Origin of the sequence: Oceanicella actignis (assembly GCF_900111545.1) — a bacterium.
GTDB classification, from domain to species: domain Bacteria; phylum Pseudomonadota; class Alphaproteobacteria; order Rhodobacterales; family Rhodobacteraceae; genus Oceanicella; species Oceanicella actignis.
In genome coordinates this window covers 491,160-514,121 of sequence record NZ_FOHL01000003.1, presented here as the reverse complement: position 1 = coordinate 514,121, position 22,962 = coordinate 491,160, and the positions used below count along the sequence as shown (strand labels likewise).

Genomic DNA, 22,962 nt, shown 5'->3' with positions numbered 1-22,962 from the left:
GGGGGAATGCGATGACGCTTCGGGTTCTTTTCGCCGGCCGTCCCGAGGATCGCGAGGTCTGGAGCGCGGCGCTGCGCGCGGCGGCCGAGCGCGCGGGCGAGCGCTTTGCGCTCGAGACCGATCCCGCGCGCGTCGATCCGGCGGCGGTGGACGTGATGATCGTCGATCCCAAGGGGCCGGTGCGCGACTTCGGCCCCTACGTCAACCTGCGCGCGGCGCTGAGCATGTGGGCCGGGGTCGAGGCGCTGCTGGCCAATCCGACGCTCAAGGCGCCGCTTGCGCGCATGGTCGAGCGCGGCATGACCGAGGGCATGACGGAATACGTCGTCGGTCACGTGATGCGGATCCACCTGGGCATGGACGCGCACCTGTTCGCCCCGCCCGGGCGCTGGGACCCGACCCCGCCGCCCCTGGCGCGTCAGCGCCATGTGGCCGTGCTGGGGCTGGGCGAGCTGGGCGCGGCGGCGGCCGAGGCGCTGGCGCGGCTGCGCTTCGTGGTGCATGGCTGGTCGCGGCGCCTGCGCGACGTGCCGGGCGTGATCTGCCGCGCCGGCTCCGAGGGGCTGGAAGAGACCTTGCGCGCGGCGCAGATCGCGGTTCTGCTGCTGCCGGCGACCCCGGCGACCGCCGGCATCATGGACGCGCGGCGCCTGGCGCTGCTGCCGCGCGGCGCGGCCATCGTCAATCCGGGCCGCGGGGCGCTGATCGACGACGACGCGCTTCTGGCCGCGCTCGATTCGGGGCATGTGGCGCATGCGACGCTGGACGTCTTCCGCCACGAGCCCCTGCCCCCCGAGCATCCCTACTGGACCCATCCGCGCGTTCTGGTGACGCCGCACATCGCCTCGGCCACCCGGCCCGACACCGCCGCCGAGGCGCTGGTCGCGCAGATCGGGCGCATCGCCCGCGGCGCGCCGCCCTTGCATGTTGTCGATCGCGCGCAGGGCTATTAGTTAGCGGACGCGCCCAGGGCGGGCGCGCATGGGCCGCGTGCGCGAACGCGGCCGGACATCGGAGAGACGAATGGCGGCACGCAACGCGAAAGGGCGCAAGGCGCCCCGGCGCGGCTTCTGGCAGCGCATGCGCGGCAACTTCCTGACCGGGCTGGTGGTGGTGGCGCCCACGCTGCTGACCATCTACCTGATCTGGACGGTCATCACCTTCGTCGACGGCAAGATCGTGCCGTGGGTGCCCGCGGCCTACAACCCCTCGACCTATATCGGCGTCGACATTCCCGGCTTCGGCGTGCTGGTGTTCATCCTGTTCACCGCCGTGGTCGGCTATCTGACCAAGAACCTGTTCGGCCGCCAGCTGGTGCACCTGGCCGAGGACTGGGTCGAGCGCATGCCGATCGTGCGTTCGATCTACAACGCGCTCAAGCAGATCGTGGAAACGGTGCTGAGCCAGTCGCAGACCTCGTTCAAGCAGGCCTGCCTGATCGAGTATCCGCGCAAGGGCCTGTGGGCGATCGCCTTCATCTCGACCGAGACGCGCGGCGAGATCGCCGAGGCCGCCCCCGCCGGCGAGCCGATGCTGAGCGTGTTCCTGCCCACCACGCCCAACCCCACCTCGGGCTTTCTGCTGTTCGTGCCGCGCAGCCAGGTGGTGATCCTGGACATGACGGTCGAAGAGGCGGCCAAGCTGGTCATCTCGGCCGGGCTCGTCACCCCGCCCACCGCGCAGGAGCGCGCGGCCGCCGCGCGCCGCGCCGCGCCGCGGACCGCCGCGCGCCGCGGCGGCAAGGGCTGAGCGCGTGGGCGCGGCGGCCGAGGCGGCCCTGGCGGCGGCGGCGACGGGCTTTGGCGTCGGCATCAGCCTGATCCTGGCGATCGGCGCGCAGAACGCCTTCGTCCTGCGCCAGGGCCTGCGGCGCGAGCATGTGTTCTGGATCTGCCTGACCTGCGCGCTGTCCGACGCGCTCCTGATCGCGGCGGGGGTCGGCGGCTTCGGGGCGCTGGCCGCGGCCCATCCCTGGCTCGAGCGGGCGATGACGCTGGGCGGCGCGGCCTTCCTTCTGGCCTACGGCGCCATGCGGCTGCGCGCGGCGCTGCACCCCTCGGCGCTGGCGATGGCGCAGGGCGCGGCGATGCCGCTGCGCGCGGCGCTTGGGGCGACGCTGGCGCTGACCTGGCTCAACCCGCATGTGTATCTGGACACGCTGGCGCTGATCGGCGCCGTGGGCGCGCGCTACGCGGGCGCCGAGCGGCTGGCCTTCGGGGCGGGGGCGGTGACGGCGTCCTTCGCCTTCTTCTTCGCGCTGGGCTACGGGGCGCGGGCGCTGGCGCCGCTTTTCGCGCGCCCGCAGGCCTGGCGCTGGCTGGATCTGGGCGTGGGCGCGCTGATGTGGACGCTGGCCTTCGGGCTGCTGACGAGCTGACCGCGCGGGCGCGGCGGGCGCCGAACCGCCTCATCTCCGCATTGCAATCTTGCGCCGCCCGCCTCGGGCGCGGCAAGGGCGATGGCGATGGCGACGGCCCCCGGCAGCGGCGCCCGGCGCTCAGCGCGGCTCCTGCCACCAGACGTCGGGCAGGAATCCGGTCCAGTCGCCGTAGAGGGGCAGCCGCTCGGGGTGGCGCAGGTCGGCCCGGTGCGCCAGCCGCGAGACCGGCGAGCGCCACAGCGGAATCACATACACCCCCGTGGTCAGCGCCCTGTCGAGCGCCCGGGCCGCCGCGACGAAGGTCGGGCGATCCTCGGCGGCCAGAAGCGCGTCCACCGCCGCCTCGACCGCCGGATCGTCCACGCCCATGTAGTTGCGCGTGCCCGGCTGGCGCACGCCCTCGCGCCCCCAGTAGAAGCGCTGCTCGTTGCCGGGGCTGAGCGACATGGCCCAACCCGCCACGATCATGTCGTAGTCGTAATGCGTCAGCCGCTGCTGATACTGCGCCGGATCGACCATGCGCAGCCGCGCCTCGACGCCCAGCACCCGCAGCGCGTCGGCGAAGACGGCGGCGGCGGCCTCGTATTGCGGCCCCGAGAGCAGGATCTCGAAACGCAGCGGGCGCCCGTCGGCGTCGCGCAGAACCCCATCGCGCACGCGCCAGCCCGCTTCGGCCAGCAGGTCGCGCGCGCGGCGCAGATTGGCCCGGTTGCGCCCCGATCCGTCGCTGCGCGGCCAGGCGAAGGCGCCGCTGCGCGCCTCGGGCGCCAGCGCGGCGGCGTGCGGCCCCAGTATCCGCGCCTCGTCCGCGCCGAGGGGGCCGCGAAAGCCCAGCTCGGAATTGCCGAAGAAGCTGTGGATGCGCTCATAGGCGCCGCCATGCAGGGTGCGGTTGATCCATTCGAAATCGAAGGCCAGCGCCAGCGCCTGGCGCACCCGGCGATCGTCGAAGGGCGGGCGGCGCGTGTTGAAGACGAAGCCCGTCATGCCGCTGGGGCGGCCGCTGGGGATCTCTTCCTTCACCACCAGCCCCTCGCGCACGGCCGCAAAGTCGTAGCCCTGCGCCCAGCGCACCGGGTCGCTTTCGCGGAAGATGGTGATCAGCCCGGCCTTGAAGGCCTCGAAGCGGGCGTTGTCGTCCTTGAAATACTCGTAGCGCACCTCGTCGAAATTGTGCCGGCCGGCGTTCAGGCCCAGATGCGCGCCCCAATAGTCCGGGTTGCGGCGGAACGAGATGAAGCGCCCCGGCTCGAACGCGTCGACCACATAGGGCCCCGAGCCGATCAGCGGCTCGAGCGTGGTCTCGTCGAAGTCGCGCCCGGCGAAGCGGTCCTTCTTCAGGATCGGGCGCAGGCCCAGGATCAGGGGCATTTCGCGGTCGGGCTCGGAGAAGCGGAAGCGCACCGTGCGCGGGCCCAGCCGCTCGACCGCCGAGACCTTGCGCCACGAGGACCGGAACCCCGGCCGCCCCTTCTCGCCCAGCGTGCGCATGGACCAGATCACGTCGTCGAGCGTCACCGGGCTGCCGTCCGAGAAGCGCGCCTCGGGGCGCAGGGTGAAGGCGACCCAGGAGCGGTCGGGCGGGGTCTCGACGCTTTCGGCCAGAAGGCCGTAGAGCGAGAAGGGTTCGTCCCAGCTGCGGCCCATGAGCGATTCGACCGTCAGCGTGCGCACCGCCCAGGGCGCGCGGCCCTTGACGATGTAGGGGTTGAGCGAATCGAATCCGCCCACCTCGCCGAACACGATTCGCCCGCCCTTGGGCGCCTCGGGATTGGCGTAGGGCAAGGCGCGAAAGCCCGGCTCGAGCGCCGGCGCGCCATGCATGGCGATGCCATGCGCGGGCGCCGCCTGCGCCGCCGCGCCGATCAGCGCCGCAAGACCTAGCGTCGCCGCCGCCAGGAACCCCATTCCCTGCATCCTCGCCCTGCCTCCTTGCGCCGCGCCGCGCGCCGCGCCGGGGCGCAACCTAACCCCGCGCAGGGGGCGGGCGCAAACTTTCGGCTTGCGCCGCAGGGTCTTGTTTACGTATCTTGTCATCACTGCTCGATAGGTTTCTTGCCTGTATGAAACCTGCCTCAAATACTCAACGCCCTCTTCGGAGGGCGTTTTTTTGATGCGCCGCCCCTCGTCAACCGCGCCGCGCCGCGCTACCAGATGGGCGCAGGGGCCCGGCGCGCGCCGGGCGCGAACGGGGCGGGCGCCCCGAAGGCAAGATCGGAGCGGCGAGGATGAATCTCAAGGGCAAGACGGCGATCGTGACCGGATCGAATTCGGGCATCGGCCTTGGCGTCGCGCGCGAGCTGGCGAAGCTGGGCGCGCAGGTGGCGATCAACTCGTTCACCGACCGCGAAGAGGACCACGCCCTGGCGCGCGCGCTGTCCGAGGAGACGGGCGCGCGGGTGATCTACGTCCAGGCCGACATGTCGGACCCCGCGCAGTGCCGCGCGCTGGTGACGCGCGCGGCCGAGGCGCTGGGCGGCGCCGACATCCTGGTCAACAACGCCGGCATCCAGCACGTCGCCCGCATCGAGGAATTTCCGGTCGAGAAGTGGAACGCCATCCTGGCGATCAATCTGAGCTCGGCCTTCCACACCACCGCCGCGGCGCTGCCGCTGATGCGCAAGGCGGGCTGGGGGCGGGTGATCAACATCGCCTCGGCGCATGGGCTGACGGCCTCGCCCTTCAAGTCGGCCTATGTGGCGGCCAAGCACGGCGTGGTGGGGCTGACCAAGGTGACCGCGCTCGAGACCGCCGAAGAGCCCATCACCGCCAACGCCATCTGCCCGGGCTATGTGCTGACCCCGCTGGTCGAGGCGCAGATCCCCGACACGATGGAGAAATACGGCATGGACCGCGAGACGGTCATCCGCGAGGTTCTGCTCGAGCGTCAGCCCTCGAAGCGCTTCGCCACGGTCGAGCAGATCGGCGGCGTCGCGGCCTTCCTGTGCTCGGACGCGGCCGAGCAGATCACCGGCACGACCATCTCGGTGGACGGCGGCTGGACGGCGCTATGAGCGCGGCGGCCGCGTCGGGCGGGCCGCGCATCTGCGTCATCGCCCATCACGACGATCCCGAGGAGGACGCCGCGCGCGCCCATCTGCGCGCGCGCGGGGCGCGGCTCTGCGTGGTCTCGCCCTGGCGGGGAGAGCCGACGCCCGATCCGCGCGACTTCGACGGCGCCATGATCATGGGCGGGCCGCAGATGGTCACCGACGCCGACTCGCTGCCCTGGATGCGCGACGAGCAGGCCTTCGCGCGCGGGATGCTGGCGCTGGGGCGCCCGCTGCTGGCGATCTGCCTGGGCGCGCAGCTGCTGGCCGACGCGCTGGGCGCCAGGGTCGGGCCGCATCCCGAGGGGCGCGTGGCGCTGGGCTTTCATCCGGTCGTCCCGACGGCCGAGGGCGCGGGGCTGTTCCCGCCGGGCTTCATGGCGCTGTCGGGCAACGCGCAGGGCTTCGCGCTTCCGCCCGGCGCGACGCTGCTGGCGCGCGGCGAGGTCTGGCCCAACCAGGCCTACGCGATCGGCTCGGCGCTGGCGCTGCAGTTCCACCCCGAGGTGACGCCCGCCATTCTCGAGGCGTGGAAGCGCGAGCTGGCCGACTATTTCGGCCGCCCCGGCGTCTCGGACCCGGCGCGGCTCGACGCCGATTTCGCGCGCCACGACCCCGCGCTCAAGACCTGGCTGCGGGCGCTGCTCGAGCGCATGTTCCTGCGCGCGCACGCGCCGGCGCCCGGCCCGTCAGTCAGCCCGTCAGGGACGTGACCCAGAGGATCTGCGCGTCCTCCTCCGAGATCGACACCACGTTGTGCCCCATCCCGGCGTCGTAATAGACGCTGTCGCCCTCGCCCAGATCGACGGGCTCGTAGAACTCGGTGAACAGGCGCACCGCGCCCGACAGCACGAACAGGAACTCCTCGCCCGAATGGCGCACCCAGCCGTCGAATTCCTCGATCGAGCGGGCGCGCACCACGGCGCGATAGGGCAGCATCTTCTTGCGGCTGATCTCGGGCGCCAGCAGGAAATGCTCGTAGGTGCGGGTGGGGTGCGGCTCGCCCGCGCCGGCGCGCGTGACGGCGCGGCGCGCCAGCGCCCTGTCGCCGGGCGCGGGGGCGAACAGCTGCGGCACGTCGATGCCCAGCCCGCGCGCCAGCTTCTGCACGGCGTCGAAGGTGGGCGACATCTGCTCGTTCTCGATCTTGGACAGGGTCGAGCGCGCCAGCCCCGCGCGCCGCGCGGCCTCTTCCAGCGTCCAGCCATGCGCCTTGCGGATCTGGCGCACGCGCTCGCCAAGACGCAGCGGGGCAAGGGGCGACGCCTCGGCGCGGCGCGTGGCGATCTGGATGAGCGAGGGTTGACGATCGGTCATGGTCCGGCTCCTTCGGCGCGCGTTGTAGTCCATGCCGGGCGCGATGACGAGTCCGGGCATGAGGCGCCCCTTGCGCGGACCGTCTTTCGCGCGCGCCGCCGGCGCGCTACCAAGGGGGCATGAGCGCGCGAACCATCCCCCCCCACCCGCAAGCCGGCCCGGATGGCGGCCCCGAAAACGGTCCCGCAGCCGACGCCGACCCGCCCCCAGATGCGGGGCGCGAGCCCGCCCGCGCCGGCGGCCCCGATGCCGGGCCTCGCGCCGCGTCCGGCGATCCGCCCGGCGCCGGGCGCCCGCCGCTGCGCGTCTCGCTGTTCGATCTGGGGCCGCCGCCCCCCTGCCCCGGGCGCTTCAACATGGCGCGCCACACGCTCGAGGGGCCGGGCCTGCCCGGCGCCGGCCCCGCCCCCGACGCCAAGATCGCGCTGACCGCCATCGGCCCCGACGGCGCCGAGCGCTGGAGCTACGGGCGCCTGCGCGAGAGCGTGCGCCGCGCGGCCGAGGGGCTGCGCCGCCTCGGCCTTGCGCCGGGCGCGCGGGTGCTCTTGCGGCTGGGCAACGAGCCGCGCTTTGCGCTGATGTTCTTCGGCGCCGCGGGCGCGGGGCTGGTTCCCGTGCCCACATCCGAGCAGCTGACCGCGGCCGAGCTGGCGCGGCTGATCGCGGCGGCCGAGCCGGCGGCGATCCTCTGCGCCGATGCGCTGCGCGGCGCGCTGGACGCGGCCTGCGCCGGGCTGGCGGGGGCGGCGCCGCCGGCGCTTGGCGATGCCGAGATGGCCGCCCTTCTGCGCGCGCCCGTCGGCGATTTCGCCGACACCGCCGCCGACGACCCCGCCTTCATGATCTTCACCTCGGGCGCCACGGGCGCGCCCAAGGGCGTGCTGCACGCCCATCGCAGCGCCTGGGCGCGGCGCATGATGTGGCGGGGCTGGTATGGCCTGACCCCCGACGACGTGATGCTGCATGCCGGCGCCTTCAACTGGACCTACACGCTGGGCGCCGGGCTGACCGACCCCTGGGCGGCGGGCGCGGCGACGGTGGTGCGCGCCGCCGCGCCCGGCGCGCCCCGCAATCCCGCGGTCTGGGCCGAGCTGATGCGCGCGCATCGCGCCACCATCTTCGCCGCCGCCCCCGGCGTGCACCGCCAGCTGCTCAAGTCCGGCGCCGATCTGCGCGCCATGCCGGCGCTGCGCCACGGCCTGACGGCGGGCGAGCGCGCGCCCGACGCGCTGCGCGAGGCCTGGCGCGCGGCCACGGGGACCGAGCTTTACGAGGCGCTGGGGATGAGCGAGATCTCGACCTACATCTCCTCCTCGCCCGACACGCCGCCGCGCCCGGGCGCGGCGGGGCGCCCGCAGCCGGGCCGGCGCGTGGCGGTGCTGGACGAGGCGGGCGCCCCCGTTCCCGTGGGAAGCGACGGAATGCTGGCCGTCTCGCGCCGCGATCCGGGGCTGATGCTGGGCTACTGGAACGCGCCGCCCCCCTGGCGCGGCGAGTGGTTCCTGACCGGCGATGCGGCGCGCATGGACGCCGACGGCTACGTCACGCATCTGGGCCGCGCCGACGAGGTGATGAACGCGCTCGGCTACCGCGTCAGCCCCGCCGAGGTCGAAGAGGCGCTGAGCGCCCATCCCGACGTGGCCGAATGCGCCGCCGCCGCGCTGCCCGTGCGCGCCGATCTCGAGATCATCGCCGCCTTCGTCGTGCCACGCCCCGGCGCCGCGCCCGACGCGGACGCCATCCTTGCCGCCGCCGCCGAGCGCCTGGCCCCCTACAAGCGCCCGCGCGAGGTGATCTTCGTGCCCGAGCTGCCGCGCACGGCCAACGGCAAGGTGCGCCGCGCCGCCCTTGCGGCGGCGCATCGGCGCGACGGCGCGGGCTGAGCGCGGCCCGGCGCGCCATCGCCCTGTCGTGATTGGCGCCGCGCGCAAAGCCGCGCTAGAGTGCGCGTCATGATCACGCTCGACATCATCTCCGACCCCATCTGCCCGTGGTGCTACATCGGGAAGGTCAAGCTCGACCGCGCGCTGGAAGCCGCAGGCGAGAACCCCTTCGACATCACCTGGCGGCCCTTTCAGCTCAACCCCGACATGCCGCCCGAGGGCATGGACCGGCGCGCCTATCTCGAAGCCAAGTTCGGCGGCCCCGAGCGCGCCGCGCAGGTCTACGCCGCCATCGCGCAGGCGGCGCGCGACGCGGGGCTGGACATCGACTTCTCGCGCATCGCACGCACGCCCAACACGCTTGACGCGCACCGGCTGATCCTGTGGTCGCGCGCCACCGGCAACCAGTCGGCGGTCGTCTCGCAGCTGTTCCGGCGCTATTTCCAGCTGGGGCAGGACATCTCGGATCACGAGGTGCTGATCGACGCCGCCCGCGCCGCGGGGATGGAGCCCGAAGTCGTCGCGCGGCTTCTGGCCAGCGACGCCGACAAGGACGAGATCCGCAGGCAGGACGCCGCCGCGCGCGAGATGGGCGTGAGCGGCGTACCCACCTTCATCGTCGCCGGCCGCCATGTGCTTCAGGGCGCGCAGGAAACCGAGCTCTGGTCGCAGGTGATCGACGAACTTCTGGCCGCGCGGGTCTGACCGCGCCGCGCGAAACGAGGGCGCCATGGACGGGTTGATGAACATCCTCAAGGCGATCGGCGACGAGCCGCTGGCGCGCTGGATCGCGCTGGCCTTTGCGCTGCGCGCGGTGTGGAGCGTCGTCATGTGGCGCCGCTGCCCGCTGCTGTGCGGCGAGGCGGCGCGCCTCGGGCCCGAGGCGGCCGCGGCGCGGCGGGGCGCCTTCGACCATTCCTGGCGCTTTCTGCTGGTGATGCTGACGGGCATCGCGCTGGCGGTGGGCGGGCTGTTCCGCCTTGCGCAGAACGGCGCCGACGCGCCGGGCGCGCTGCTGCTGCTGATCCTGGGCGTCTACCTGTTCACCACCGAACCCGCCCGCCGCCAGATCCAGGACGCCGAGAGCGCCTATCTGGCGGCGACGGCCGAAGGGCCCGAACGGCGCGAGGTGGCGGCGGCGATCCTGCGCGATTCGCATGTGAAGCTGGTGGCCATCGAGGTGGGCATCGCCGCGCTGCTGGGCGTCGCGATCCTGGCGATGGGCGGCGCGCACTGACGCCCCCGCCGGCGAAGCGAACGGAAGAAGGCGGGAGCGGACGGCGGGCCTGACGCCCCCGCATCGTCGCGACTCCTTGGCATTTCTTCGCCCAGCCGGGCGCGGCTGGCGCACCCGGCCCGCCCCGCGCGCATGGCGGCATCGGCATGCCCCTGCCGCACGCCGGTTGCACGCAGGCCACACGTCGAGCACACGCAGACCGCACGCCGATCGCACGGGGCGCAGGCCGCACGCGGACCGCAGGCGGCGCGGCGGCGGCGCGCGCCTTCGCAGATCGGCAAGGGTGCGGGCGAGGGGCGACGCGCGGCGGGCGCGCCATGCCGTCGGCGGGCCAAGACGCACGCCCCCTTGCCGCGTCGTCGCGCCCGAAACCGGCTTGCGCCAGCGACGCGGCGGGCGAGGCGGCCCGCTCGGATCGCCGCGCGCGCCGTTCCCGTCGCCCACCTCGCCGAGAAAAAGGCGGCGGCCTTGGCGGCGCGCCGCGAAGGAAAGGCGCGGGCCGCTGCCCTGACGGGAACATGTTCAACCCGCGGATCCCGCCGCGGGCGGGAAGGCGCTCCGATCCGGGCCGGGCGTTTGACGAGCTGCGCCGCGGCTTCCGCCGCAAGGGAAAGGCGCCCTTGGCCGAATGGCCGGCGCGCGCGGCAGGGGGCTGCCGGGGGGCCGGGGCTCGGCGGTCAGGCGCGCCAAGGGCGCGGGCGGGCGGCGGTCGTGCGCCCAAGGCGCGTGGCGCTCAGCCCCCGCGCTTGCCCCGTAGGGTCGAGGCCCGGGCGGCGGCCGGCTTCCTGGCGCCCTGCCCCACCGCGCCCGTTTTCTCCGCGCCCGTTTTTCCTGCGCCCGTCTGCCCCGCGCCCGTCTGCCCCGCGCCCTGGCGCTCCGCGCCCTGGCGCTCTGCGCCCTTGCGCTCCGCGCTCCCGGCCTCCGCCTTCGCCTTCCCGGCGCCCGGCTTGGCGGCCCCCGCCCCGGCGGCGGCGGCCAGGTCGCGGGCGATGGCGAAGGCGCCTTTCAGGCGGTCCTCGTCGTCGCGCCAGTCGCGGCGCACGACGATGCGGTTGTCGCGGATCTTGGCCAGCCCGTTCTGCCCCTGCAGCCAGGCCGCCAGCCCGGCGGGGTTGGCGAAGCGGTCGCCGCGGAACTGCACGGTCGCCCCCTTGGGCCCGCCGTCCAGCCGCGCGATGCCGGCGCGCTTGCACATGCCCTTGACGCGAACCACGCGCAGCAGCGTCTCGACCTCGCGCGGGGGCTTGCCGAAGCGGTCGTGCAGCTCGGCCGCGAAGCCTTCGAGCTCTTCGCGCGTCTCGAGGGCCGACAGGCGCCGGTAAAGCCCCAGCCGCACGTCCAGGTCGGGCACGTAGCTTTCGGGGATCAGCACCGGCAGGCCCAGATTGATCTGCGGCGACCAGCCCTCGTCGTCGGCGTCGCTCAGCCCCTCGAGCTCGCCGGCCTTCATGCGCGCGATCGCCTCTTCGAGCATGTCCTGGTAAAGCTCGAAGCCGACCTCGCGCACATGGCCCGACTGCTCTTCGCCCAGAAGGTTGCCCGCGCCGCGGATGTCGAGGTCATGGCTGGCCAGGTTGAAGCCTGCGCCAAGGCTGTCGAGCCCCGCCAGCACCTTCAGCCGCTTCTCGGCGGCGGGGGTCAGGCGCTTGCGCGGCTCGGTTGTCAGATAGGCGTAGGCCCGCGTCTTCGAGCGCCCCACCCGCCCGCGGATCTGGTAGAGCTGCGCCAGGCCGAACATGTCGGCCTTGTGCACCACCAGCGTGTTGGCCGAGGGGATGTCCAGCCCGGATTCGACGATGGTCGTGGCCAGCAGCACGTCGTAGCGCCCGTCGTAGAAGGCGTTCATGCGCTCGTCCAGCTCGCCCGCGGCCATCTGGCCATGGGCGACGACGTAGCTGACCTCGGGGACCTGCTCGCGCAGGAAGGCCTCCATCTCGTCCAGATCGGCGATGCGCGGGCACACCACGAAGGACTGCCCGCCGCGGTAATGCTCGCGCAGCAGCGCCTCGCGGATGGTGACGGGATCGAAGGGCGCGACATAGGTGCGCACGGCCAGCCGGTCGACCGGCGGCGTGGCGATGACCGACAGCTCGCGCACGCCGGTCATGGCCTGCTGAAGCGTGCGCGGGATGGGCGTCGCCGTCATGGTCAGCACATGCACGTCCGAGCGCAGCTGCTTGAGCCGTTCCTTGTGGCGCACGCCGAAATGCTGCTCTTCGTCGATGATGAGCAGCCCAAGGTCGCGAAAGCGGATGTCCTTGCCCAGCAGCGCGTGGGTGCCGACCACGATGTCCACCGTGCCGTCGGCGAGGCCCTTTCGCGTCTGCGCCGCCTCGCGCGCGGCGACGAAGCGCGACAGCTGGCGCACGTTCACCGGCAGGCCGCGGAAGCGCTCGGCGAAGCTGCGCGCATGCTGGCGCGCCAGCAGCGTGGTCGGCGCGATCACCGCCACCTGCGCGCCGGCCATGGCGGCGACGAAGGCGGCGCGCAGCGCGACCTCGGTCTTGCCGAAGCCGACGTCGCCGCACACGAGCCGGTCCATGGGCCGGCCCGACGCCAGATCGGCCAGCACGTCGTCGATGGCGGCCAGCTGGTCCTCGGTCTCCTGATAGGGGAAGCGGGCGCAGAACTCTTCCCACAGGCCATGGGGCGGGACGAAGCGCGGCGCCGAGCGAAGCGCCCGTTCGGCCGCCACGCGGATGAGCTTCTCCGCCATGTCGCGGATGCGCTCCTTCATCTTCGCCTTGCGCGCCTGCCAGGCGCCGCCGCCGAGCCGGTCCAGAAGGCCGGCCTCCTGGCCGTAGCGGCTCAGCAGCTCGATGTTCTCGACCGGCAGATACAGCTTGTCGCCGCCCGCGTATTCGAGCGCGGCGCATTCGTGCGGCGCGCCCATGGCCTCGATGGTCTGAAGGCCCAGATAGCGGCCCACGCCATGCTCGGCATGCACGACCAGATCGCCCGGCGACAGGTCGGCAACCTCGGTCAGGAAGGCGTCGGCGCGCCGGCGCCGGCGCGGGGCGCGCACCAGCCGGTCGCCCAGCACGTCCTGCTCGGAGATCACGGCGAGGCGGTCTGTCTCGAACCCGGCCTCGAGCGCCCAGATCGCCAGGTTGACCGCGTCGGGCGCAACGTCCGAGAAGCGCGCGGCGGGGCGCAGCCCCTCGACCCCGGCATCGGACAGCAGCGTGCCCACGCGCTCGCGCGCGCCCTCTGAATAGGTGGCGAAGATCACCGTCTTGCCCGCCGCGCGCAGGGCGCGCACATGGCCGGCCAGCGCCTCGAACAGCCGCCCCTCGCGCGCCTGGCGCTCGGGGGCGAAGCTGCGCCCCGCGCGCCCGCCCGCGTCGATGCAGCCCGGCCCCGGCGGCTGGGGCAGCGGCGACAGGCGGCGCAGGTGGCGGCCCGACAGCGCCTCGCTCCAGTCGGCCTCGGTCAGGTGCAGCATCTCGGGCGGGCACGGCTTGTAGACCGGGGCCGACAGGCCCGCGGCGGGCTTGGCGTTCATGGCCGCGCGGCGGTTGTCGTAGTGGTCGGCCACCATCTCGCGCCGGGCGGCCAGGGCCTCTTCGGCCTGGTGGTCGAGGCTGACGGGCGCGCCGGGCAGGTAGTCGAACAGGGTCTCCATGCGCTCGTGGAACAGGGGCGCCCAATGCTCCATGCCCTGGTGCTTGCGCCCGGCGCTGACGGCCTCGTAGAGCGGGTCGTCCATGCCCGCGGCGCCGAACAGCTCGCGATAGCGCTGGCGAAAGCGGGCGATGGCGGGTTCGTCCAGGATGACCTCGCTGACGGGCGCCAGCTCGACCCGGCGCAGGCGGGCGGTGGCGCGCTGGGTTTCGGGATCGAAGCGGCGCGCGCCGTCCAGTATGTCGCCGAACAGGTCCAGCCGCACGGGTCCGCGCGCGCCGGGGGGGAAGATGTCGATGACGCCGCCGCGGATGGCGAAGTCGCCCGGCTCGGTCACCGTCGAGGCGCGGTTGAAGCCCATGCGCGCCAGGTAGTCGCGCAGCGCGTCCAGATCCAGCGGCTTGCCGACCTCGGCCACGAAGCTGGCGCCGCGCACCACCTCGCGCGCGGGCAGGCGCTGGGCGGCGGCGGCGACGGTGGTCAGCACCACCGAGGGACGGTCGAAGCCGTCGGCCAGCGCGGCCAGCGTCGCCATGCGCGCGGCGGCGATCTCGGGGTTGGGCGAGATGCGGTCATAGGGCAGGCAATCCCAGGCGGGAAAGCGCAGCACGGGCAGATCCGGGGCGAAGAAGGCCAGCGCCTCGGCGAAGGCGGCCAGGCGGGCGTCGTCGCGCGCCACATGCAGCACCGGCCCGCCGGCGCGCGCCGCCAGCTCGGCGGTCAGCTTGGCGTCGTAGCCCTCGGGCGCGCCGCCCACGCGCAGCTGGCCGGGCGCGAGCGGCGGCGTCGACGCGCCGGAGGAACGGGCGGGGGGGCTGGCGGGGGTGCTGGATGGATCGCGTGCCATGCGCGCGAGGTAGCGCGTCGGCCGCCAGCGCGCAAGCGCGGCGCGCCCGCCGAGGCGGGCGGCCACGGGCGGAGGCGGGCGCGCGGGCGGCCGCACAGGCGGGCGCCGGGTGGGGGGGCGGCCTGGACGGCCTGACTGGTCGGCCCCCATTGGACGAGGTGCCCGGCCGGGGCGCGCAGGGGCGAGGCGTGCGGGGGCGAGGCGTGCGGGGGCCTGCGCATGCGCGCCGGCCCCTCGGGCGCGTGCGCTCGGGCGCGCGGCGCGGCGGCGCCGCGCGTTCCGCCCGGCCGAAGCCGGCGGCGATTGACGCCTTGCCGCCAAGGCCAAATCCGGGAACCCGGGCCCAGACCCAGACCCAGACCCAGACCCGCGGGGCGCGCAAGCTTGCACGTCGGCGCAAGGAACCCTCGAAAGCGACGGCGCGGCGGGGGCGGACCAGGGACCCAGCGAAAAAATGGCGGCGACTGACAGGGCGACGGCCCTTGCGGCGGGCGCGAAGGCGGACCCGATCCCCGCCGCCGCGCGGCGGCGCGTCAGCGCATCGGAAAAGCCAGCGCCCCAGCCCTTTCAAGCGCGAAGACCGCGGCCGTGAGCATCACCGCCGCATAGCCGACCCCGACGTGAATCCGGCGCCGGCGCACGAAGCGGCGCAGCAGCTCGTCGGGCGCGGGCTGGGCGCGGTGCAGCGCCAGCGCCTCGCGCAGCGCCAGAACCGACAACGCGCTCCACGGCGCGGCGACGGCCCACAGACCCAGCGCGGGTTCGTATCCGAAGCCCAGCGCCAGCACCGTCAGCGAGGACAGGGCGAAGCCGCCGGTCAGCCCCCACCACAACCCCTCGCGATGGAAGCGGAAATCGATCCACGCCAGGCTGCGGCGCGCCAGCGCGTCGAACAGCGCCGCATCCGGCCCGCCATGCAGCGCCGCGCGGCGGATGGCATGGTGGGGCACCCCGTGCACGCTGGCCCCGGCCCAGGTCCAGAGAACGGCCAGCAACGCCCAATACCAGATGCTGTGCACCGTCGTCTCGACGCTCATGCCCCGCCCCGCCCCATGCCTCGCCGCGCCGCCGCGGCCGACTCGGCCCCCTTTTAGCCTTCCCGCCCCGGCCAGGAGAAGCCCAAGCCTTGCCGCGCGGCCGCGCCCGTGGCATTGCGAAGGCGACGCCAGCCGCATCGGAGACCCCCGCATGACCTCGCCGCGCATCGCCCCGTTCCCGCTTTCGCGCCCGCGCCGCCTGCGCCGCGCCCCCTGGATCCGCGACCTTGTGCGCGAGCACGAGCTGAGCGTGCGCGACCTGATCTGGCCCCTCTTCCTGATCGACGGCGTCGACGCCGAAGAGCCCGTGCCCTCGATGCCCGGGGTCTCGCGGCTGACGGTCGATCGCGCCGTCGAGGCGGCGCGCCGCGCGGCGGATCTGGGCATCGTCTGCATGGCGCTGTTCCCGCGTACGGACCCCGCGCGCAAGACCCCCGGCGCCGAAGAGGCCTGGAACCCCGACAACCTGGTCAACACGGCCACCCGCGCCATCAAGCGCGCCGTGCCGCAGATGGGCGTCATGCTGGACGTCGCGCTCGACCCCTACAACTCGGACGGGCATGACGGCATCGTGCGCGACGGCGACGTGGCCAATGACGAGACGCTCGAGGCGCTCGAGCGGCAAGCCCTGGCGCAGGCCGAGGCGGGCGCCGACATCCTCGGCCCCTCGGACATGATGGACGGGCGCATCGGCGTCATCCGCCGCGCGCTCGAGGCGCACGACTTCCAGCATGTGGCGATCATGTCCTACGCGGCGAAATACGCCAGCGCCTTCTACGGCCCGTTCCGCGACGCGGTGGGCGCCAAGGGCGCGCTCAAGGGCGACAAGAAGACCTACCAGATGGACCCCGGCAACACCGACGAGGCCCTGCGCGAGATCGCCGCGGACCTCGAGGAAGGCGCCGACATGATCATGGTCAAGCCCGGCATGCCCTATCTGGACGTGTGCCGGCGCGCGCGCGAGACCTTCGGCGCGCCCACCTTCGCCTACCAGGTGTCGGGCGAATACGCCATGATCCAGGCCGCCGCCGCCAATGGCTGGCTGGACGGCGACCAGGCGATGATGGAAAGCCTGCTGGCGTTCAAGCGCGCGGGCTGCGACGGCGTCCTGACCTATTTCGCGCCGCGCGCGGCGCAGCTGCTGGAGGGTTCGGCATGAGCTTGCGTCTTTTCCATGTGCGCCATTCGCGCTCGTTCCGCGTGCTGTGGCTGATGCGCGAGATGGGGCTGGAGGGCGAGGTGATCTCGCTGCCGCTTGACCGCGAATGGCTGGCCTCGGAGGAATGGACGCGGATCAATCCGGCCGGCAAGGTGCCGGCGCTGATCGACGGACAGACGCGGGTGTTCGAGTCGATCGCGGCCATGGAGTATCTGTGCGGCCGCTACGGCCCGACCCCGCTCGCCCCGCGCCCGGCCGATCCCGATTACGGCGACTGGCTGCAATGGATGCACTACGCCGAGGCGGGCGTGGCGACGCATGTCGCCACCCTGGCCGGGCATCGCGCGGGCATGGCGCAATACCAGGTCTCGGACGCCCATGCCGCCTATCTCGAGGACCAGATCGCCCGCGCCCAGCGCGCCCTGGCCGCGCGGGTGGCGGCGGGCGGGCACATCCTGGCGCGCGGCTTCTCGGCGGCGGACATCGCCATGGGCTACACGCTGCACCTGATGCGCATCGGCCGGGTCGCGCTGCTGCCCGAGGTCGCCGCCTACATGGCGCGCCTGGCCGAGCGGCCCCATTTCCGCGCCGCCGCGGCCGAGGGCAAGGACGCGCGCCGTCCCGACCCGGCGCTGCTGGAAGGCTGAGCGGCCTTGCTCCGGCCGCGCGGCGGCGCCAGACTCGGCCCGAGGCGGAACGCATCGTTCCGGGCAGCACAAGGAGAAGGCCCATGAGAGGCGCCCATCGTCGCGAATTCCTGGCCGGTCTGGCCGCCCTGCCGCTGGCGCTCGGCGCCGCGCGCCGGGCGCGGGCCGAGGACGCGGCCGTCATCGACTACAAGGTGGACAAGGCGCTGGCCGAGCTGCGCGCCCAGTCGCCCGAAATGCGCGAGCTGCTGCAAAAGGCGCGCGGCGTGCTGGTCATGCCCGAAATCACCAAGGCCGGCTTCCTGATCGGCGGCGCCTATGGCGAGGGCGCGCTGCGCATCAACGGCGTGACGGTGGACTACTACGCCGTCGCCGCCGCCAGCTTCGGCCTTCAGGCGGGCGTGCAGCGCATGTCGCAGGCGCTGCTGTTCATGACCACCGCCGCGCTCGAGAAGTTCCGCCGCTCGGAGGGGTGGGAGCTGGGCGCCGACGCGCAGGTCGTCACCCCCGAGGACGGGCTTCAGGCGGGCATCTCGACCACCACGGCGCGCCACCCGGTGATCGAGGTCGTGTTCGGCGAGCGCGGGATCATGGCGGGGCTGTCGCTCGAGGGCGCGAAATACACCCGCATCAAGCGCTGACGCGGCCGGCGCGACGCGCGCCGGCCGCGCCGCTCAGCGCAGGCGGCGGATCAGGCTCGAGGTGTCCCAGCGGCCGCCGCCCATGGCCTGCACGTCCTTGTAGAACTGGTCCACCAGCGCCGTGACCGGCAGCGCCGCGCCGTTGGCGTCGGCTTCCTCGAGGCAGATCTTCAGATCCTTGCGCATCCAGTCGACGGCGAAGCCGAAATCGAACTTGTCGTCGATCATGGTCGGGCCGCGGTTCTCCATCTGCCACGAACCGGCGGCCCCCTTCGAGATCACCTCGACCACCGCCTTGGCGTCGAGCCCGGCCTTGATCGCGAAGGCCAGCCCCTCGGACAGGCCCTGCACCAGCCCGGCGATGCAGATCTGGTTGACCATCTTGGTCAGCTGCCCCGCGCCGGACGGCCCCATCAGGCGGCACGAACGCGCGTAGGACATGATGAGCGGCTCGGCGCGGGCGTAGGGCCCCTCTTCGCCGCCGCACATCACCGTCAGCACGCCGTTCTCGGCGCCCGACTGCCCGCCCGAGACGGGCGCGTCGATGAAATGGGCGCCGTGCTCGGCGGCGTGGGCGTGCAGCTCGCGCGCGACGCGGGCCGAGGCGGTGGTGTGATCGACGAAGATCATGCCGGGCTCGAGCGCCTCGAAGGCGCCGCCGGGGCCGGTGGTGACCGAGCGCAGATCGTCGTCGTCGCCCACGCAGGCGAAGACGAACTCGGCCCCCTCGGCCGCGCCCGCGGGGCTGGCGGCCATGCGCCCGCCATGCTGGGCGACCCATTTCTCGGCCTTGAGATGCGTGCGGTTGTAGACCGTGACCTCGTGCCCGTTCGCGACCAGATGTCCGGCCATCGGATATCCCATCACGCCCAGACCGATGAAGGCGACCTTGGCCATGCGCTTTCCCTCCTTGCGACGATGCGGCGCTTGGGTCTGGAAACTGACGGCCCGCGATGTTCAGGTCAAGCGCGCGGGCCGAATCGCGGCGCGCGGCCGGAACGGAAGACAGGCCGAGGAAGCGGGCGGGCATGGCGACGGCGTTCAAATGGCTCTATCGCGCGCTGGGCGCGCTTGCGGCGCTGAGCGCGCTGGCGCTGGCGGCGGCCTATCTGCTGGTGGCCGGGTCGCTGCCCGACTACGACCGCGACTTCGCCGTGCGCGGGCTGGGCGCGCCGGCGCGGATTCTGCGCGACGCGCACGCCGTTCCCCACATCCGCGCCGAGACCGAAGAGGATGCGTTCTTCGCCCTCGGCTTCGCCCACGCGCAGGACCGGCTGTGGCAGATGGAGCTGAACCGCCGCGCCGCCCAGGGCCGCCTGGCCGAGCTGTTCGGCCCTGCGCTGCTGCCGGTGGACCGGATGATGCGCGCGCTGGACCTGCATCGCCTGGCGCGCGCGGCGGTGGCGCGGCAAAGCCCGCGCGCGCGCGCCGCGCTCGAGGCCTATGCGCGCGGGGTCAACGCGCGGCTGCGCGCGGTGGCCGACCAGGCGCTGGGGCGCGGCGCCCCCGAATTCCTGTTCTTCTCGCGCAGCATCGCCCCCTGGACGCCCGCCGACAGCCTGTCGATCGCCAAGCTGCTGGCGCTGCGCCTGAGCGACCATGCCGCGGCCGAGGTGCGCCGCGCCGCGCTGTCGCTGCTGCTGCCCGCCGAGCGGCTGCGCGACATTGACCCCGACTACCCCGAAGACGGCTCCATCGCCCTGCCCGACTACGCCGCGCTGTTCCCCGGCCTGCGCTTCGCCCGCCCCGCGGCGGGCGCGCCGCGCACGGCGCAGGCGCTGCCGGCGGCCGGGCGGGGCGGCGCGTCGAACGCCTGGGCGCTGAGCGGCGCGCGCACCGCCGCGGGCAAGCCCATTCTGGCGAACGATCCGCATCTGTGGCTGTCGGCGCCCTCGATCTGGCACCTGGCGCGGCTCGAGCTGCCGGGAGTCGGCGGGATCATGGGCGCCGCCGTGCCGGGGCTGCCGCTGATCCTGATCGGCCGCAACGAGCGCCTCGCCTGGGGGCTGACCGCCAGCTACGGCGACGACGCCGACATCTACATCGAGAAGCTCGACCCCGAAGACCCCTCGCGCTACCTGACGCCCGAAGGCTACGCGCCCTTTCGCGTGCGCCGCGAGCTGATCCAGGTCGCCGGCCGCCCGCCCGAGGAGGTCGAGCTGCGCTGGACGCGCCACGGCCCGGTGCTGCCGCCCGACCAGCTGGGCCTGGCGCAGGTGACGCCCGCGGGCCATGTCGCGGCGCTCAGCTGGACGGCGCTGACCGAGGACGACCGCTCGTTCACCGCCGCCTTCGGGCTGATGCTGGCGCGCGACATCGACGAGGGCGCCGCCGCCATGGCCGACCATGTGGCGCCGCCGCTCAACGTCACCCTTGCCGACGAGCGCGACGTGGGCATGATCGTCGCCGGCCGCCTGCCGCTGCGCCACCGGCTCAACCCCGGCAAGGGGCGGCTGCCCGCGCCGGGCTGGGTGGCGGTGAACGACTGGACGGGCTATCTGCGCACGCCCGACCTTCCGCGCGTCATGCGCCCGGCCTCGGGGGCGGTGGCCAACGCCAACAACCGCACCGCGCAGGCGCCCTATCCGCGCCATGTCAGCTTCCATTGGGGCGATCCCTACCGCATCCGCCGCATCCGCAAGGAGCTGGCCTCGCGCGAGTTCCACAGCCGCGACGGCGCCGCCGCCCTGCAGAACGACGCCGTGTCCGAGATGGCGCGTGCGGTGCTGCCCCTGATCGCGCGCGACCTGTGGTGGACGGGCGCCGCCGCCCCCGCCGACCCGGTCGAGGCGCGCCGGCGCGAGGCGCTCGAGATGCTGGGCGAGTGGAACGGCGAGATGACCCAGCACGCCCCCGAGCCGCTGATCTTCGCCGAGTGGATGCGCCGCCTGACCCTGCGCCTGGCGGCCGACGAGCTGGGCCCCGCGGTCGAGCTGGTCGCCGGCCCGCGCCCGGTCTTCGTCGAGCGCGTGTTCCGCGACATCGGCGGCGCGGGCGCGTGGTGCGACGTGAACAAGACCACCCGCGTCGAGACCTGCGCCGAGATGGCCGCGCTGGCGCTGGACGACGCGCTGGGCGCGCTGGCCGAGCGCTACGGCCCCGACCCGCGCGGCTGGCGCTGGGGCGAGGCCCATGTCGCCACGCACGAGCACACGCCGCTGGGCCGCTTCGCGCTGCTGGCGCCGCTGGTCAACATCACGCACGAAGCCTCGGGCGGCGACTTCACGCTGCTGCGCGCGCAGGGCGCGGGCTCGGGTCCCGAGCCGCACAAGGTGGTCACCGCGGCGGGGATGCGCATGGTGGTGGACTTCGCCGATCCCGACAGCTCGCTGATCGTGATCTCGACCGGGCAGAGCGGGCATCCGCTCTCGCGCTTCTACGACGACCAGTCGCTGCTGTGGCGGCGGGGCGACGCGCTGCGCATGTCGCTCGACTTCGCCGATGCCGAGGCCGGCGCGCAGGGCGTGACGCTGCTCACGCCCCTCGGGCCCGAGGGGTCGGACGAAAGGGGCTGAGCGGCGACGCGCTCACTTGCGGCGCAGATGCTCCTCGAGGCGGGGCATGATCTCGACGAAGTTGCACGGCCGGTGGCGGTAGTCGAGCTGCAGCGACAGGATCTCGTCCCAGCCGTCGCGGCACGCGCCAGGCGAGCCGGGCAGCGCGAACAGATAGGTGCCCCTGGCCACCCCCGCGCAGGCGCGCGACTGCACCGCCGAGGTGCCGATCTTGCGGAACGAGATCATGGCGAAGATCACGCCGAAGGCCTCGATCTCCTTCTCGTAGACGTCGCGATGGGCCTCGACGGTGACGTCGCGCCCGGTCAGCCCGGTGCCGCCGGTGGTGATGACCGCGTCCACCTGCGGATCCTCGCACCAGGCGCGCAGCTGCGCGGCGATGGCCTCGCGCTCGTCGGGCAGGATGCGCCGGTCGGCCAGGACATGCCCGGCCTCGGTCAGGCATCCGACCAGCGTGTCGCCCGAGCGGTCGTCCTCGAGCCCGCGCGTGTCCGACACCGTCAGCACGGCGATGCGCAGGGGAATGAAGGGCAGGCTTTCGTCGATGCGGCTCATGCGGGATCTCCGGCGGGTCGGTCGGACGGGTTCGCGGCGTCCGCGCCCTGGCCGGGCGGGGCGCCGTCCAGCGCGGCGCGCAGCGCGCGCAGGTCGCGCCATGCCTCGCGCTTCATCAGCGGGCGGCGCAGCAGATAGGCGGGGTGAAAGGTGGCCATGGCCGGCACGTCGCGCCAACGCGCCCATTTGCCGCGCATGCGCGTCACCCCCGCCCCTCGGCCCAGCAGCGCGCGCGTGGGCGTCGAGCCCAGCAGCAGCAGAAAGCGCGGGCGCGCCAGCTCGATGTGCCGCTCGAGGAAGGGCAGCATCATCGCCGCCTCGTCTTCCGAGGGGGTGCGGTTCTCGAGCGGGCGCCAGGGAATCAGGTTCGAGATGTAGACCCCCTTGTCCGGGTCCTCGGCGCGCCGGTCCAGCCCGATGGCCGCCAGCATCCGGTCCAGCAGCGCCCCCGAGCGGCCGACGAAGGGCTTGCCCTGCAGATCCTCGTCGCGGCCGGGCGCCTCGCCGATCGCCATCAGCCGCGCCCCCGGCAGCCCGTCTGCGAACACCGTCGAGCGCGCCCCGCGCTTGAGCGCGCAACGCTCGAAGGCCTCGAGCGCGGCGCGCAGCTCGTCCAGCGTGGCGCAGGCGGCGGCGATGCGCGCGGCCTCTTCGCCGGCGGGCGGCTCGGGCGCCGGGCGCGGGGCGCGGACCGGCGCGGCGGCCGCGCCCCGCCCGGCGCCGGGGCGCGGCGAAGCGGGCGCGCCGGCCGGCCGGCGCGCGGGCGCCGCCGCGCTTTCGGCGAAGCGATCGACCGGCGCGTCCAGGATGGCCTCGTCCGCGCCAAGGTCGATCTGCAAGGCGAGCATGGCCAGGAGCTCGGCGCGCGAATCCGGCGCCGGGCGCTGCGAATCGCCGCTGGGTCCGCTGTCGTCCATGCGCCGGAACCTTAGCGCCCCGCGCGGCGCAGTCGAGAGCGCATGCGCCCCGCGGCGCGGATCGCGCGGGGAGGGTTTTGCGCGCCGCATTTGCGGAACGGCGTTCCGCCAGGGGGCCAAGGGCCGCAACGTCGCCATTGACGGCGCCGGGCG

At 73.8% G+C, this 22,962-nt stretch carries 19 protein-coding genes; 12 read left to right on the top strand and 7 right to left on the bottom strand.

What is annotated here, in order from left to right:
- Positions 1-11: 11 nt before the first annotated feature.
- From BMW67_RS07585 to BMW67_RS07575, 3 genes are all read left to right on the top strand, one after another.
- The gene (locus tag BMW67_RS07585; protein WP_072746153.1) at positions 12-953 is read left to right on the top strand and encodes an NAD(P)-dependent oxidoreductase; all 942 of its coding nucleotides are present in this window, start codon (positions 12-14) and stop codon (positions 951-953) included.
- Positions 954-1,023: 70 nt separating this feature from the next.
- Positions 1,024-1,749 carry a DUF502 domain-containing protein gene (locus BMW67_RS07580; protein WP_072746154.1) on the top strand — a complete coding sequence of 242 codons (726 nt, stop codon included), beginning with the start codon at positions 1,024-1,026 and terminating at the stop codon, positions 1,747-1,749.
- 28 nt (positions 1,750-1,777) lie between these two features.
- Positions 1,778-2,377, top strand: a complete 600-nt coding sequence (locus BMW67_RS07575) for a LysE/ArgO family amino acid transporter (RefSeq protein ID WP_072746551.1) — start codon at positions 1,778-1,780, stop codon at positions 2,375-2,377.
- 120 nt (positions 2,378-2,497) lie between these two features.
- Here BMW67_RS07575 and BMW67_RS07570 read toward each other — a convergent pair whose 3' ends face one another.
- Complete coding sequence (locus tag BMW67_RS07570) at positions 2,498-4,297, bottom strand: extracellular solute-binding protein (RefSeq protein WP_083581124.1); 1,800 nt, start codon at positions 4,295-4,297, stop codon at positions 2,498-2,500.
- Between the two features lie 311 nt (positions 4,298-4,608).
- Between BMW67_RS07570 and BMW67_RS07565 the strand changes: the two genes are divergently transcribed.
- Both BMW67_RS07565 and BMW67_RS07560 read left to right on the top strand, forming a co-directional pair.
- Entirely contained in the window at positions 4,609-5,394 is a 786-nt protein-coding gene (locus BMW67_RS07565; protein WP_072746155.1) for a 3-hydroxybutyrate dehydrogenase, read from the top strand.
- The gene (locus tag BMW67_RS07560; RefSeq protein WP_072746156.1) at positions 5,391-6,143 is read left to right on the top strand and encodes a type 1 glutamine amidotransferase; all 753 of its coding nucleotides are present in this window, start codon (positions 5,391-5,393) and stop codon (positions 6,141-6,143) included. Before BMW67_RS07565 ends, BMW67_RS07560 begins: the two co-directional genes overlap by 4 nt.
- Here the strand turns inward: BMW67_RS07560 and BMW67_RS07555 are convergent.
- The gene (locus tag BMW67_RS07555; protein WP_072746157.1) at positions 6,124-6,747 is read right to left on the bottom strand and encodes a helix-turn-helix domain-containing protein; all 624 of its coding nucleotides are present in this window, start codon (positions 6,745-6,747) and stop codon (positions 6,124-6,126) included. The genes BMW67_RS07560 and BMW67_RS07555 overlap by 20 nt on opposite strands.
- Before the next feature lie 119 nt (positions 6,748-6,866).
- Between BMW67_RS07555 and BMW67_RS07550 the strand changes: the two genes are divergently transcribed.
- The 3 genes from BMW67_RS07550 to BMW67_RS07540 all read left to right on the top strand — a co-directional run bounded on the left by BMW67_RS07550 (position 6,867) and on the right by BMW67_RS07540 (position 9,867).
- Complete coding sequence (locus tag BMW67_RS07550; RefSeq protein WP_245728480.1) at positions 6,867-8,630, top strand: acetate--CoA ligase; 1,764 nt, start codon at positions 6,867-6,869, stop codon at positions 8,628-8,630.
- Between the two features lie 69 nt (positions 8,631-8,699).
- The gene (locus BMW67_RS07545; protein WP_072746158.1) at positions 8,700-9,335 is read left to right on the top strand and encodes a DsbA family oxidoreductase; all 636 of its coding nucleotides are present in this window, start codon (positions 8,700-8,702) and stop codon (positions 9,333-9,335) included.
- Between the two features lie 25 nt (positions 9,336-9,360).
- On the top strand, positions 9,361-9,867 hold the full coding sequence (locus BMW67_RS07540) for a hypothetical protein (RefSeq protein ID WP_072746159.1): 507 nt from the start codon (positions 9,361-9,363) through the stop codon (positions 9,865-9,867).
- A 733-nt stretch (positions 9,868-10,600) separates the two neighbouring features.
- On the opposite strand, the gene mfd is transcribed toward BMW67_RS07540, so the two are convergent.
- Both mfd and BMW67_RS07530 read right to left on the bottom strand, forming a co-directional pair.
- Positions 10,601-14,338 (bottom strand): transcription-repair coupling factor, encoded by a 3,738-nt coding sequence (mfd, locus tag BMW67_RS07535; RefSeq protein WP_091764192.1) that lies wholly within the window; start codon positions 14,336-14,338, stop codon positions 10,601-10,603.
- Between the two features lie 533 nt (positions 14,339-14,871).
- Complete coding sequence (locus BMW67_RS07530) at positions 14,872-15,375, bottom strand: hypothetical protein (RefSeq protein WP_072746160.1); 504 nt, start codon at positions 15,373-15,375, stop codon at positions 14,872-14,874.
- A gap of 151 nt (positions 15,376-15,526) precedes the next feature.
- Between BMW67_RS07530 and hemB the strand changes: the two genes are divergently transcribed.
- From hemB to BMW67_RS07515, 3 genes are all read left to right on the top strand, one after another.
- Positions 15,527-16,534 (top strand): porphobilinogen synthase, encoded by a 1,008-nt coding sequence (hemB, locus tag BMW67_RS07525; RefSeq protein ID WP_072746161.1) that lies wholly within the window; start codon positions 15,527-15,529, stop codon positions 16,532-16,534.
- Positions 16,531-17,181, top strand: coding sequence for a glutathione S-transferase family protein (locus tag BMW67_RS07520; RefSeq protein WP_072746162.1), 651 nt, complete (start codon positions 16,531-16,533; stop codon positions 17,179-17,181). Before hemB ends, BMW67_RS07520 begins: the two co-directional genes overlap by 4 nt.
- An 83-nt stretch (positions 17,182-17,264) precedes the next feature.
- Complete coding sequence (locus BMW67_RS07515) at positions 17,265-17,822, top strand: lipid-binding SYLF domain-containing protein (protein WP_072746163.1); 558 nt, start codon at positions 17,265-17,267, stop codon at positions 17,820-17,822.
- Between the two features lie 33 nt (positions 17,823-17,855).
- Here BMW67_RS07515 and BMW67_RS07510 read toward each other — a convergent pair whose 3' ends face one another.
- On the bottom strand, positions 17,856-18,719 hold the full coding sequence (locus tag BMW67_RS07510; RefSeq protein WP_072746164.1) for an NAD(P)-dependent oxidoreductase: 864 nt from the start codon (positions 18,717-18,719) through the stop codon (positions 17,856-17,858).
- A gap of 131 nt (positions 18,720-18,850) precedes the next feature.
- On the opposite strand from BMW67_RS07510, the gene BMW67_RS07505 reads away from it, so the two are divergent.
- Entirely contained in the window at positions 18,851-21,337 is a 2,487-nt protein-coding gene (locus tag BMW67_RS07505; protein WP_072746165.1) for a penicillin acylase family protein, read from the top strand.
- Between the two features lie 12 nt (positions 21,338-21,349).
- Here BMW67_RS07505 and moaB read toward each other — a convergent pair whose 3' ends face one another.
- Positions 21,350-21,892 (bottom strand): molybdenum cofactor biosynthesis protein B, encoded by a 543-nt coding sequence (gene moaB / locus BMW67_RS07500; RefSeq protein ID WP_072746166.1) that lies wholly within the window; start codon positions 21,890-21,892, stop codon positions 21,350-21,352.
- Positions 21,889-22,740: a uracil-DNA glycosylase gene (locus BMW67_RS07495; protein ID WP_245728488.1), complete on the bottom strand. Its 852-nt coding sequence runs from the start codon at positions 22,738-22,740 to the stop codon at positions 21,889-21,891. The genes moaB and BMW67_RS07495 overlap by 4 nt, the downstream gene beginning before the upstream one ends.
- Between the last annotated feature and the right edge of the window lie 222 nt (positions 22,741-22,962).